This window comes from Vibrio taketomensis (genome assembly GCF_009938165.1).
GTDB lineage: Bacteria > Pseudomonadota > Gammaproteobacteria > Enterobacterales > Vibrionaceae > Vibrio > Vibrio taketomensis.
The window spans coordinates 1561456-1574368 of the sequence record NZ_AP019649.1; the positions used below are offsets into that span (position 1 = coordinate 1561456).

Here is a 12913-nt window from a genome sequence, read left to right on the forward strand (position 1 = left end):
AGTATTATTTCTGAAGGAGCAGATCATGACCGGAGAACTAGTCGACGAAACGATTATTCAGCAAATGATTGAAGATACTGATGCCAGCGTAATGCCGATGTTGATCGATCACTACATAGAAGAAACTCAGCAACGTTCACAGGTATTAGATCAGGCGTTCGCTGATAAAAACATCGCATTAATTAAATTTGAAAGTCACACGTTAAGTAGCACTTCTCTCGCTTTGGGTAATCGCGAGCTCTCAACATTGGCGCGTAGAGTTGAAGCTTTGTGTGTGGAAAACAAAATCGACGAAGTACTTTCTTACCATCAGCAACTCATCGATCTTGCTCTGCGCTCAATGGAAGCGCTTAACCAACGAAAAGAGATAGGATTTTCCTGAACTCAAAATAACAACGAACAAGGAAGTCAGTGATGAAACCAAAAGTGCTGTTAATTGAAGATTCAACCTCCCTTGCCCTGCTCTATCAGCAGTATGTGAGGATGATTCATTTCATGTCGAAACTGGGCAAGAAGCCAAAGCCTTTATCGAACGCAATTTGCCGTCACTGATCATTCTCGATTTAAAGCTGCCTGATATGGAGGGTGAAGAGATTCTTGATTGGCTCAATGAGAATCAAATTTCAACCTCAGTGATTATCGCCACCGCGCACGGCTCAGTCGATCTTGCGGTGCAATTGCTGAACAAAGGCGCCAAAGATTTTCTTGAAAGCCTATTAAAGCCGATCGACTAAAAACGTCCATCAATCTTCATTTGCAACGAGCGAAACTTGAAAACCTGGTTGAGAATATTGAAAGTAAATTCGACCGCCAGCGTTTTAGAGGCTTCATCGGCAGCAGTATTGCTATGCAAGGGCTATATAAAATCATTGATGCTGTCGCCCCAACTTCAGCCAGTGTTTTCATTATTGGAGACAGCGGTACGGGTAAAGAAGTGTGTGCAAACGCCATTCATGACGAAAGTCGCCGAGCTGATCAGCCATTTGTCGCCATTAACTGTGGCGCGATACCCAAAGATTTGATGGAAAGTGAAATCTTTGGCCATGTTAAAGGCGCATTTACCGGCGCAACCAGCGATCGAAAAGGCGCAGCAACGCTGGCAAACGGTGGTACGTTATTTCTCGATGAGCTATGTGAAATGGAATTGGAAATGCAGAAAAAATTACTGCGCTTTTTGCAAACCGGTACCTTCACTCCCCTTGGCGCGTCAAAAGAACAAAAAGTGGATGTACGAATTATCTGCGCCACCAACCGTGACCCTTTGCTAGAAGTTGAAGAAGGTCGATTCCGTGAAGACTTGTACTATCGCGTACATGTGGTTCCGATTGAAATGCCGCCTTTGCGTGATCGAGGTAACGACATCCTCACACTCGCTAAACACTTTATGCAGCAATACGCCAAAGAGGACAACAAGCGCTTCCGAACAATCAACAAAGACGCCGAGATTTTGTTAAAACGCTACCAATGGCCGGGTAACGTGCGCCAACTGCAAAACATTATGCGTAATATTGTGGTGCTAAATGATGATGCTCAGCTAAAAGCGGATCATCTTCCTGCACAGTTCCATCGCTCACCCAAAAAATCGGCCAGCAACACGATTCAACCAGCCGCACAGGTTCAAGCGCCTGTAGTGGAAACGGGGTCTACTCACTCTGTCGATCTCAATCATGCGCCTCAAAATCAAGGTGACAGTGTCACCAATAAACGCATTGCGATTCGTCCTATGTGGCAGATTGAGCGTGAAGCCATTCAACAAGCCATTGAGTATTGCGATGGCAATGTTATTAATGCCGCAGTATTGCTCGAGCTAAGCCCCTCAACGGTCTATCGTAAAAAGCAGGCATGGGAAGCCGAAGATGAGCAGTCCTTCATCGAATGATATCTGGATAATCCTCGATAGCCGCCTATTTGGCGGTATCGAGACCCATGTATTGCAACTGTCGCAAGGGTTGATCGCTCATAATCAACCAGTACAAGTCCTGCTTATTAATCACTATTCTCCTCCTTCACCAATCGAGAAAAAACTCGCCGATGCCAACATCCCTTATCACGTATTGGGTGTTTCAACCAAACACGCACTTAGTAATCTGATTCGGTTAATCAAACAACATCAACCATTAGCCATTCATGCTCATGGCTATAAAGCCAATTTACTCGCAAAAATCGCAAAGATAGTAACCCATACAACGCTTATATCGACCTATCACGCCGGAGAAACGCCAACTGGCAAAGTACGCGTCTACGATTGGTTAGACCGAATAACGGCCCCTATTGCCGATCAGTCCATCGTTGTGAGCCAAGCGATAGGCAATAAGGTTTACGGTCATTCTATATACGTCAAAAACTTTATCGATATGTGCGGTATCACCCGATCAGTTGGTGATGACATTGCGTTTGTTGGACGCCTAAGTCCTGAAAAAGCGCCTGAACGATTTGTTGCTTTAGCGCGAGAGTTTCCTGAACAAAATTTTCATATCTACGGAACGGGTCCAATGGAATCAGAACTGCAGCTTAGCCCTCCATTAAACCTGATGTTTCATGGGCATCAAACCGACATGCCCGCCATTTGGCCATCAATTTCTATTCTCGTGATTTGTTCAGAGTTTGAAGGCTTACCTATGGTCGCCCTTGAAGCCATGTCTAGAGGGATTATCGTCATTGCCACCAGCGTTGGTGAATTACCCAGCCTGATTCAACATGGTGAAAATGGGTTTGTCGTGCAAAATGCCTCGCAGCTTACTTGTGCGCTAAGCGAATGGTTAAATTACTCAAACGTTCAACAACATCAAATGCGCCAACGTGCGAAACAAACTGTTGAGCGTGAATATTCGCAGAATGCGATTGTTCCTTCGCTAATTGCAATATACAACGGCGCACCTAAATTGAAGCCAAATTGATTCTCAATTTGCAAACGCCAGCCCTACCTTCTCTCGTCTTAATAAAAAAACGATAAAATTCATACAGATAAAACCAAGTCACTATTGGCACTTAGCTTGCAAACTTGATGCATATGATGATAACGCAGCAAGGCTAGTAAATATGACGACGAAAAAAATTCTCTATGTACATTACGGCGATGCGTGGGTCAGAGGTAGCGAACGTTGCCTGCTTGATCTACTTACTCATCTTGACACTGACAAATATGAGCCGTTCGTTTGGACAAACAACTCAATGTTGATTCCTCACCTAGAAGAATTGCGTATCCCTTATCAGCTCGATGATTTTCCAATCTTAATGGGTTGGAATTCACCGAAAGTAGACGTAAAAAGTTGGATCAAATTGATAGGTAAAGGTCGTCAATTAATCACTGAGCAGCAGATTGATTTGGTTCACGTCAACAGCGCTGCACCTTGTCAATGGATGGCACTTGCTGCGCGCTATAACCGTTGTCCGATGATTACTCACCTGCATAGCGACTATATTGGTCGCGACCGAATGACGTTAGGACTTCACCTCTCGCCATACATCATCACCGCGAGCGATGCGATTTCACAAAACCTAAAAAGAGATGGTTTTCCCGCCGAACGCCTTGAAGTCGTACACAATGGCATTGATATCGAACGTCTTGAAATTCAACCGCAAGTCGACGTCAAACAGCGCCTAAAAATCGGCAATGACGCAGTGGTATTTGCCACTGTCGGATCATTAATCTACCGCAAAGGGATAGATAGAATAATGGTCGCGTTACGTCATTTATTGCTTGAATACCCAAACAGCCACCTAGTGGTCATTGGTGAAGGAGAAGAGCGAGAAAACCTCAATGCGTTATGCCAAAAACTGCATTTAGAGCAGAACGTACATTTTGTTGGCGAGCAAGCGAACGTGGTTGGCTGGCTTAAAGGCTGTGACGCATTTGTGAGTGGCGCACGAGAAGAAGCGTTTGGTTTAGTGGTAACTGAAGCGGCTATCGCCAAAAGAACCGTCATTGCCCCTTTTGAGGGTGGAATCCCTGAGATTATTCACCATGGGCAAACTGGCCTGTTGTATGTCAATCAAGGATTTGGCCCCATCTTCGATATGATGCGCTGCGTTCATTCCCATCCTCAAGAGTGCCAAGTTATTGCAGAAAGCGCATATCAACATGTCAAACAACACTTTAGTGTCCTTCGCTATGTCGCGCAAATCGAAGCCTTGTATTCACGGCTACTAACTCTCGAAGAGCTCGAATTTCCACCACTCAAAGACAATCTGAAACCAGTGAAAACGGCGCTCGCTAAACGTAAAGCCAAACGCAACAACAAAGGAGGTGATCATGCGTCTTCATAATCTGATCTTTGATCCCATCCCGTTTAAAGGCGGCTCTAAAATAGCCACCAGTGAAGCACTTAGCCAATGTCAGCAAGACGATGTCCATTTTACTATCGTCACCGTCGATAAAGCGTTTTGGCAGCAAAGTGAATTAGCGGCAAACCATGAAATCAAAATCATTTCAATCACCGCAATACCTTGGTTAAGTCGCCAATGCAGCGGAGTATGGTTTTGGTTAAACCAACTCTATTTCTGTTTGCTGTTAGCTGTTTGTTTAATTCGAATCAATAAGGTAGACCGATTTATTGCCGCATCAGGCCCTGGCGTTGATATGTCACTTTACCTAGTGAACTACTTACTAAACAAACCAATCATTCAGCTGATTCACGGCGATGTGGCGACATCAGGAGCGATTGGTTGGTGTCTCACTCAGACTGAAAAAGTGTTCTATTTGCCCTCAACTAAACAAAGCCTTAATAGTGCGTTAATGCGCTATTTCACCCGCAGGTTTAGCTTGGATATTAGCGATACCCTCGCAAATCAATATCTGAATCTCAACAAGTTCCAACCTTTCGTCAACGGCTTATCTCACAAGCAGTGGCCATCGCGTTGCCGAGTCGGAAACAATCACTGTTTTTGGGCTGCGTCACTCCTGAAATGGAAAGGCTTGGATCTGTTTGTGGATGCCTTACGGTCGGTGAATCAAGAGCTCCCAACACCAACCACTGTTTGTTATATCAAACCGAAAAACATTAATCTCAATATCTCCGAAGCGCCTGTGCCAGTTCCGTTTACAGAGTGGTTTCATGATCCTGCTAATCTAGATGAATTACGCCAGCAATGCGGCATTTTTGTCTCTACCAGCACCAAAGAGCCGTTCGGTTTATCGATCTTAGAGTCTCTCGCCGCTGGTCAGTGCGTTCTTATTCCTCAAGATGGTAGTTACTGGGATACCCAGCTAACCGATGGCGAGAATTGCATAAAATACATGGCTGGAGATGCTGACGAACTTGCTGCCAAACTCATTTTTTTACAGCTTCAGCCACAAAAACTCGAAGCCATTCAGATCCAAGCGTTCAAACTTGCCAAACAGTATCAAGCCGAGGATTGCTATCGAAGTATCGTTACTTCAGTTTCGCAGTTCAACTCCGCTCACGCGCAGGCTGCATCTATTGTGGCTGAGGGTAAAAAAGGATGATTGGCGGCTTAGCACGAAACTCTGCGTTGAATAGCATGCTGTTATACGGCATCGCCTTACTCTGCTTACGAGGCGCTTCGCTGATCACGTTACCTGTCATGACTTACTACTTAAGCGTTGAGCAAGTTGGTCGACTTGAACTTATTTCAGTGACACAAATTTTCTTCGCTCTTTTTGTGTCGTTAGCCATGCATGAAAACCTCTACCGTTTCGTCGCGGTTATCGACCAAAAACATCAACAAAAGAAAACCACTAGTCAGCTGTATTGCTCATCAATCACCCTATCTGCACTTATTGTGAGCTTATTGGGTGCTGGTTATCTGCTAATTAGCCACTTAAATACGGGGACCTTTGCGTTTGTTGCGTTTAATTTCATTACCCCAATTCAAATGGTACTCATGGCGAGCGTGCTTGTGATTCAAGGCGGATTAGAAATCAGTTTGGCATGGTTAAGATTACAGAATAATGCCTTAGCGTTTTTTAAAATCAGTGTGTTTTGCAGTGTCGTTCAAGTTGGGCTAATTCTTGCCATTGTACAGCTCTACCCAACCGTGACCGCGGTTCTTTCCGTCGGCGTATTTAGTGCCTTTTTGCAATTAACAATACTGCATGTCTACAACCGTTTTGAACTATCACTGCTATCCATTGAACAATTAAAACAATACCTAAAGTACTGCTTACCTATCATGTGGTCAGCTCTTATCGCTTTTGGTCTTAATGGTGGTGAACGTTGGTTACTGGTAAAAGCAAGCAATGTCGAACTTTTAGCTCAATATGCGATCGCGCTAAAGTTTGCCTTGGCAGTCGGCATTTTGCTGCAGCCATTTCATATGTGGTGGATGCCAAAACGCTTTGAATATTGGCAAAACCAAGGTGCTCAATCAGCCACGAATTTCACACAAATCGGCCTCGTCTATGCCTGTTTAGTTACGGTCGTGATTGCGTGGTTAGGTAAACTGTTTATCGCCACTTTCCTTCCTGCTGACTATCAACTTGCTACCCAGTTAATTAGCCTGGCTGTGCTTGCAATGTTGTTTAAAGAATTAACTGAATTGCTCAATATCGGACTGCTAAAAGCCAAACAAACTCAAACTCTGCTTAAGATAAACCTCGCTGTTACTTCATTCGCTCTTATTCTAATTGGTATGCTCGTCTGGAAACTTCCCCACCATACTGTTTGGGTTGTTTCATTCGGCATTGTTCTCGCCCAATTTTTGCGAACGTGCGTGGTATTTATCTGCAGCCAGCGAGCTAACACGCTCCCTTATCATATGCTGGGTTTATGCCTATTTGTGGCGTTAACCACACTATTCGCAATTACTCCATGGCTGACTGATCACATTGGTTTTGGCGCTGCTACGCTTTGCTTAGAACTATTACTGTTATTGGCATTCGCTCACCACTACAAATTAGTTAACGTGCCAACGCAAAAACTGCGTAATGCGATTACAAGGTTGTATATATGAGGCAGGCAACGCCCAATCTCCATCTATTTATTGTCATCTCGGTTTGTGCCCTGCTGACTGTAGGATGGATATTTGTGCCTGACCCGAAACTGGTTATCGTTTTATGCTTACTCCCTCTTGGTGCACTGTTTGTTATCAACCAAACATTTTGGTTGGTGAGCCTATTTGTTATTTTTTCATTTTTCCGTATTCATGAAGCGATACCATCGCTCTACAATTTAAGAATTCCTCTTTTACTTTCGCTTGGCTCTTTGAGCGCATTAATGTGGCATATGATCATCAGCCGAGAGCTAAAACCGTTCTGGCATCCAATCCTCAATTGGATGACTGCGTTTTGGATTCTGGTTATTATCGGCATTGTTTTTGCGGCCAACCGGGGTATCGCAATTGAGTATTTCAAAAATATCTACTGGAAAATCATCGTGATGTCACTAGCCATCACATGGCTTGTCACCAACACATCGAACATCAAACGCATCTCTATTTTGATCATTTTTGCCGGTTTACTCATTGCCTGCGTCGCCATCAGTAATTCAATTAACGGTGTAGGTTTAGTGGAAGGGACTCGCGTCACCATAGGCCGCCAATTAGGTTCAATGCTGGGCGACCCAAATGATCTCTCATTGGTGTTGATGTTTCCGCTCGCTTTTGCCCTTAGCCTCACGTTTACGCGCAACTTGGGCTGGGTACGATTACTTGGCCTCGCCTGTTCAGTGTTAGCGATGATTGCGGTTATTGCCACGCAAAGTCGTGGCGGTCTATTGGGCTGTTTGGCCGTAATGGGTATGCTGGGGCTCAAGCATATTCGTTCTAAAGCCCTGTTAATTAGCATTGGTGTGGTCGCAGCTTTAGTGCTATTCGCGGTTGCCGGCATTTCAGATCGCCAATCTGGAGGTGCTGCTGAAGCGGGCATTGATGCCTCAGCAATGGGACGACTATACGCTTGGGAAGCAGCGTTCAAAATGGCACTTGAACGTCCTCTTACCGGTGTGGGAATTGACAATTTTTATGCTAACTACTTTTTCTACAGCCCGCACTGGGATGGATTGAACCATGCGGTTCACAGTACTTGGTTTGGTGTTCTCGCGGAAACTGGTTTTCTTGGTTTAATTATTTTGTTGGCTTTATTGTTTGCGTTTTGAAAACCTGTCGCCAATCTATGACGTTAATAAACAATAACCCTGACCGCTTCTCTCCTTATTTGCATGCCACCAGCTATGCCGTTTATGCCGGCATGGTTGGCACTATTGTGTCTGGTACTTTTCTCACTCAGGGCTTCAACTGGCCAATCTATATTCTCGCCGCTCTCTGCGTGTCATCGTGTGGTTCAAATTGATTCTCAAAATGACAAACGCGCGACTCAATAATTTGAACTTCCGATAAGTAGCTGAATTTATTGGTTTATCTAAATGCCACGCAATATGAGTTTTGTGGCACACAATATGAAAGAACACAGTAACAATATGAATCACACTCAAAATTGAGGTATTTATGTCAGTTGCTACGTTCAAACTCTGGTTACAGAAACATCCAGACCCACGCTTCCGTCAGCTGTTTCAACTACTTAAACAGCTACGATCGCAAGGTATACCAACGCCTCAATGGTACAACATGGTCATTCGGTTTCTGTATCTCAGCGTCACCACTTTGTACTCAACAATGCTGCGCTTGCTTATCCACACCCCAGTATTTAAAGGTCGTCTAGCTTCATTTGGAAAACGCCTCTATCTCTATGGTGGTGTCCCTTATATCGCTGGTCCGCTTACCATTTCAATTGGTGACGATTGCCGAATCTCAGGGCAAACCACATTCACCGGACGCGTACAATCAAGCGAGCCCCGCTTAGAGATAGGTAATAATGTCGATGTCGGCTGGCAAAACACGTTCGCAATCGGTCAGCGCATTGTACTGGAAGACAACGTTAGGTTAGCTGGCGGCGTCTTTCTATTTGGCTATTCTGGTCATGCTTTAGATGCCGCTGAACGTGCAGCAGGCGCACCAGATAGCGACGATGATATTGGCGACATTATTATCAAACGAGACGCGTGGCTGGGTACCAATGTCACGGTGTGCCCTAATGTGACGATCGGACAAGGCACCATTGTTGGCACAGGAAGTGTTGTCACTCATGATTTGCCTGATTTTGTCGTAGCGGTTGGTAATCCCGCACGAGTCGTGCGCCATCTAAAGGAGCAGAAAAATGCGTGATCTGATTGTATTTGGCGAAGACTTTGGCGGTTTGCCGTCTAGCACTCAACATTTAGTAAAACATTTACCAGACATGGGAAACATCATTTGGGTCAACTCAATAGGCCTACGCAAGCCACGTCTGAATCGACATGACTGCAGTCGAGCACTCAACAAACTTTTTGCACGATCTAAACGCCAAACGATCAAAGCGATGTCATGCCCTTCAAACATTCATGTCGTCAATTTGCGTACGATTCCTGCACCTAGTAGTCAGGTAAGCCGCAATTTGGCTCGCTCTTTAATGTTGAGTCAATTAGAACCTGTGATGAAACGCTATGACATCACGAGCCCGATACTATGGGCATCATTACCAACGGCTGCGGATGTATGCGGCCATCTAAATGAATCTGGTGTGATCTATTATTGCGGAGATGATTTCTCGGCTCTTGCGGGTGTAGACCACGAAACCGTAGCGAATCATGAACTTGAATTGGTCGACAAAGCGGATGTTGTGTTCGCAGCGAGTGATGTCATCGCAAATAAATTCCCTCGCTGTAAAACGATGTTGTTAGCTCATGGTGTCGATGTCGAACTGTTTTCTCGCCCAGCACAACGGGCGCTTGATCTGCCAAATAACGGCAATCCTACCGCTGGGTTTTATGGCAGCCTATCCAACTGGTTAGATTATGACATGATTGATTCCGTTGCTCGTGCTATGCCCGAGTGGAACTTTGTGTTTATTGGCCCCAATGAGCTGAACTACAATCCACTGCCCCAACTTGAGAATGTCCATTATCTCGGGCCTAAACCTCATCATGAGCTGGCGAGTTACAGTCAGCATTGGCAAGCCAGCCTGTTACCATTCAAGTTTAATCAGCAAATCAATGCCTGTAACCCGCTCAAATTGCGTGAGTATTTAGCGGCAGGATCACCCATTATTGCGACGCCTTTCCCTGCGCTTTCGTCCTACAGCAACTACATTAATATTGTCAGTGACCCACAACAGATGTGTGCCGCGCTGTCGCAAACTGCAAATAATAATCAACGTTTACCAACTGGTATCGTTAACAACGAAAGCTGGCAATCGCGCAGCCAATGGGTGCGCCAAATCATGGAGCTGATATGAGCAACCTGTCACAACGGCTAATTCAACTATTGAATGCAGCATGGCGACAACGTTACATCATCGTGTTGCCTGCATTGCTGTTGCCGATTGCAGGTTTTTTGGCATCAAAACTAACGGCTACCGTTTATGTGTCACACACCAGTATGTTGATTCAAGAAACCGCCAAAATGAATCCATTTTTGGAAGACATTGCGGTATCGACCATGCTCAAAGAGCGTCTAAACGACTTAAGCACGTTATTGAAAAGTCGTCATATTTTGCATTCTGTTGCCAAAGAGCAAGGACTGATCGATGATCAAATGCCTGGGGAGCAGCAAGATTGGGTAATTCGCCAACTCTCTGAGAATTTGTCCGTTAGCCAACAAGGAAAAGACTTTCTCAAAATAGAATTACGTGCGCCTCAAGCAGAAGGACTAGAACCACTGTTGAGTTCAATCAGTCGCCATTTTATTGAATTGTTGCTTGCACCCGAACGTTCTTCAATTCGCGACTCGAGCGAGTTCCTCAATATCCACATTGAGAAACGTCGTTCAGAGCTAGAGCAAGCAGAAAATGCACTCGCTGAATTTCGCAATAATAATCTCGCCGTCACGCCCGAGATGCAGCAGCAAAGCCTGACCCAGTTAGCACGACTGAAACAAACCCTCGCAGAAAAGAAGCGGAGCTTGCAGGTGTAGAACAGAAGCCTTGGCTCACTAGACCAGCAACTGTCAAAAACCAACCCTGTCATTGGCAAAATTGAAGATCAAATTATTGAAATTCGTAGCCAACTCACGCTATTGCAAGCCAAATACACCGACAACCATAGTTCAGTACAAGCGAAAAAAAGAGAACTTAATCGCCTTGAAAACGAACGTAATCAACTACTTTCAGTAGAACAACCGAATTTGGGTAGTGACCAGCTTTGGGATATCGCCAGTAGTACCCGTCTTTCCGATCTCAACGAGGTTCAACCTTTACTCGTTACCCAGCTCCACAGCTTGCAACTCGTTCGCAGTCGCTATGAATCTTTAACAGAAGAAACCAAGAGCCTGCGTGAAATGATTCAACAAATTGAACAAGAAGCGCAAAGCTTTGGTAATACGGCAAAAGTCATGCGTAAGTTAGACCGAGATGCCAAGCTCAAGCGCCAGCTATATGATGAGCTGTTGCAGCGCTTTGAGATGGCACAACTAACAGGCTCATTGGGGATCTTTGAGCAAAACAAACGCGTAAAAATCATTGACCTACCTTACACTCCAAGCGCTCCTGCAAACCTATCAACAATCATTTATGTTATTGCGGGTCTATTTGGAGGCTTGGCTCTTGGTATTGGATTAGCGGTCTTATTTGAACTATCAAATTCCACCATTCGCTCTGCGAACCAATTAGCGGACATCACACAAAGCAATGTGATTGCGACTATCCCAATATTTCAAAGCGATTCTCAAAATAGGAATTGCTCTTTCAATTCTGCTCTTTAATCGTTAAATTACTGATTTTATTACTTTAATTTTTAGGCACGGTATCTGCACTGTATAGGTTATGTAGAGGAGAATTCTATGCAACCTAATAACGATTCTAACATTGCAACACTCAACCAAAGTGGCTTACAGACCCAGACTGGCACGCGCCTGACTGTTCATGTGGTTCAACATTTAGCACCCGGTGGTATCGAATCTCTGGTTCTTGCGATGCTCAATCATCTTAAACCAAATGAGCAAGCTCTCGTGGTAAGCCTCGAAGGCGACCGCTACTCATCAATTAACGCTTGGAGTAAGCTTGCCAATTACCAGCAACAACTTATTTTCCTCAACAAGCCACAAGGCCTGTCTACTACGGCTGTGACTCAGCTATCTCGCTTGTTTCGCATATTGAAACCGAATGTAGTACACACTCACCACATCGGCCCACTACTCTACGCAGGATGTGCGGCGCGCTTAGCCAAAGTCGAAAGTATTGTACACACTGAGCATGATTGCTGGCATTTGGACAACCCAAAACACCTTCGCTTACAAAAACTGGCTCTATCAGTAGTGAAACCACGTGTCGTCGCAGACGCAGACGCAGTGATGCAGCAACTTCATCGTAAACTGAATTATGCAGACATCACGGTCATCAAAAACGGCGTGGATTGCCAACGCTTTAAGCCAGCAGCACAGTTATTAGCGCGCCAAAAAATCAAATTACCTACAGAAGGGGTTATCGTTGGCTGCGCAGGACGCCTAGAGTATGTAAAAGGACAAGATGTTCTTATTCGCTCGCTTCCTCACCTCGATAAAGATATTAGCGTGGCATTCGCGGGAAAAGGCAGTCAGCTTAGCCGACTCAAAACGCTAGCCAAAACACTTGGAGTTGAAGAACGCATTCACTGGTTAGGGTTGGTTGATGATATGCCTAGATTCTATCAAGCACTGGATTTGTTTTGCTTGCCATCACGCCATGAAGGATTCCCTCTCTCGACTCTTGAAGCTCAAGCGTGTGATGTTCCTGTCGTCGCATGTGATGTTGGCGCGGTAAAAGAGACGCTGTGCCGAGAAACTGGACGGTTAAGTCGCGCAGATGATCCAAGTGATCTCGCTAAACAAATCATGACTTCATTGACATCCGACATGAATACTTCTCCACGCCAGTTTGTTATTGACAATAACAACTTGGAGCAAATGGTCCACGCATATCGAACTATCGCAATGGAGGCAAAATAGT

Annotated in this window: 10 protein-coding genes and 2 pseudogenes; all 12 read left to right on the plus strand. The window is 44.9% G+C overall.

From position 1 onward, the window contains the following. The first annotated feature begins 25 nt into the window (after positions 1-25). The 12 genes and pseudogenes from Vt282_RS07210 (at position 26) to Vt282_RS07260 (ending at position 12912) form a co-directional block, all read left to right on the plus strand. Positions 26-382 (plus strand): Hpt domain-containing protein, encoded by a 357-nt coding sequence (locus Vt282_RS07210; RefSeq protein ID WP_162062982.1) that lies wholly within the window; start codon positions 26-28, stop codon positions 380-382. Positions 383-539: 157 nt separating this feature from the next. Then, the gene (locus tag Vt282_RS21695) at positions 540-734 is read left to right on the plus strand and encodes a response regulator (protein WP_415663418.1); all 195 of its coding nucleotides are present in this window, start codon (positions 540-542) and stop codon (positions 732-734) included. Positions 735-847: 113 nt separating this feature from the next. Further along, positions 848-1879 (plus strand): sigma-54 interaction domain-containing protein, encoded by a 1032-nt coding sequence (locus tag Vt282_RS07215; protein ID WP_415663445.1) that lies wholly within the window; start codon positions 848-850, stop codon positions 1877-1879. Beyond that, complete coding sequence (locus tag Vt282_RS07220) at positions 1857-2897, plus strand: glycosyltransferase family 4 protein (protein ID WP_167515602.1); 1041 nt, start codon at positions 1857-1859, stop codon at positions 2895-2897. The genes Vt282_RS07215 and Vt282_RS07220 overlap by 23 nt, the downstream gene beginning before the upstream one ends. Before the next feature lie 142 nt (positions 2898-3039). Beyond that, positions 3040-4266: a glycosyltransferase gene (locus Vt282_RS07225; RefSeq protein ID WP_162046316.1), complete on the plus strand. Its 1227-nt coding sequence runs from the start codon at positions 3040-3042 to the stop codon at positions 4264-4266. Next, positions 4253-5446, plus strand: a complete 1194-nt coding sequence (locus Vt282_RS07230) for a glycosyltransferase (RefSeq protein WP_162062983.1) — start codon at positions 4253-4255, stop codon at positions 5444-5446. Before Vt282_RS07225 ends, Vt282_RS07230 begins: the two co-directional genes overlap by 14 nt. Continuing rightward, on the plus strand, positions 5443-6912 hold the full coding sequence (locus Vt282_RS07235) for a lipopolysaccharide biosynthesis protein (RefSeq protein WP_162062984.1): 1470 nt from the start codon (positions 5443-5445) through the stop codon (positions 6910-6912). The genes Vt282_RS07230 and Vt282_RS07235 overlap by 4 nt, the downstream gene beginning before the upstream one ends. Next, positions 6909-8248, plus strand: a pseudogene (locus Vt282_RS07240) (O-antigen ligase family protein). The gene Vt282_RS07235 and the pseudogene Vt282_RS07240 overlap by 4 nt, the downstream one beginning before the upstream one ends. A gap of 155 nt (positions 8249-8403) precedes the next feature. Next, the gene (locus Vt282_RS07245; RefSeq protein ID WP_162062985.1) at positions 8404-9120 is read left to right on the plus strand and encodes an acyltransferase; all 717 of its coding nucleotides are present in this window, start codon (positions 8404-8406) and stop codon (positions 9118-9120) included. Next, on the plus strand, positions 9113-10228 hold the full coding sequence (locus tag Vt282_RS07250) for a glycosyltransferase family protein (RefSeq protein ID WP_162062986.1): 1116 nt from the start codon (positions 9113-9115) through the stop codon (positions 10226-10228). The genes Vt282_RS07245 and Vt282_RS07250 overlap by 8 nt, the downstream gene beginning before the upstream one ends. Then, positions 10225-11691 (plus strand): annotated as a pseudogene (locus Vt282_RS07255) (GumC family protein). The gene Vt282_RS07250 and the pseudogene Vt282_RS07255 overlap by 4 nt, the downstream one beginning before the upstream one ends. 78 nt (positions 11692-11769) lie before the next feature. Continuing rightward, positions 11770-12912 carry a glycosyltransferase gene (locus tag Vt282_RS07260; RefSeq protein ID WP_162062987.1) on the plus strand — a complete coding sequence of 381 codons (1143 nt, stop codon included), beginning with the start codon at positions 11770-11772 and terminating at the stop codon, positions 12910-12912. The last annotated feature ends 1 nt before the right edge of the window (position 12913 follow it).

Excerpts from the sequence above, each read along its gene's own strand:
- Vt282_RS07215 (WP_415663445.1), top strand. The coding sequence starts at position 848 with ATGCAAGGGCTATATAAAATCATTGATGCTGTCGCCCCAACTTCAGCC.
- Vt282_RS07220 (WP_167515602.1), top strand. The coding sequence starts at position 1,857 with ATGAGCAGTCCTTCATCGAATGATATCTGGATAATCCTCGATAGCCGC.
- Vt282_RS07230 (WP_162062983.1), top strand. The coding sequence starts at position 4,253 with ATGCGTCTTCATAATCTGATCTTTGATCCCATCCCGTTTAAAGGCGGC.
- Vt282_RS07210 (WP_162062982.1), top strand. The coding sequence starts at position 26 with ATGACCGGAGAACTAGTCGACGAAACGATTATTCAGCAAATGATTGAA.
- Vt282_RS07225 (WP_162046316.1), top strand. The coding sequence starts at position 3,040 with ATGACGACGAAAAAAATTCTCTATGTACATTACGGCGATGCGTGGGTC.
- Vt282_RS07245 (WP_162062985.1), top strand. The coding sequence starts at position 8,404 with ATGTCAGTTGCTACGTTCAAACTCTGGTTACAGAAACATCCAGACCCA.
- Vt282_RS07235 (WP_162062984.1), top strand. The coding sequence starts at position 5,443 with ATGATTGGCGGCTTAGCACGAAACTCTGCGTTGAATAGCATGCTGTTA.
- Vt282_RS07260 (WP_162062987.1), top strand. The coding sequence starts at position 11,770 with ATGCAACCTAATAACGATTCTAACATTGCAACACTCAACCAAAGTGGC.
- Vt282_RS07250 (WP_162062986.1), top strand. The coding sequence starts at position 9,113 with ATGCGTGATCTGATTGTATTTGGCGAAGACTTTGGCGGTTTGCCGTCT.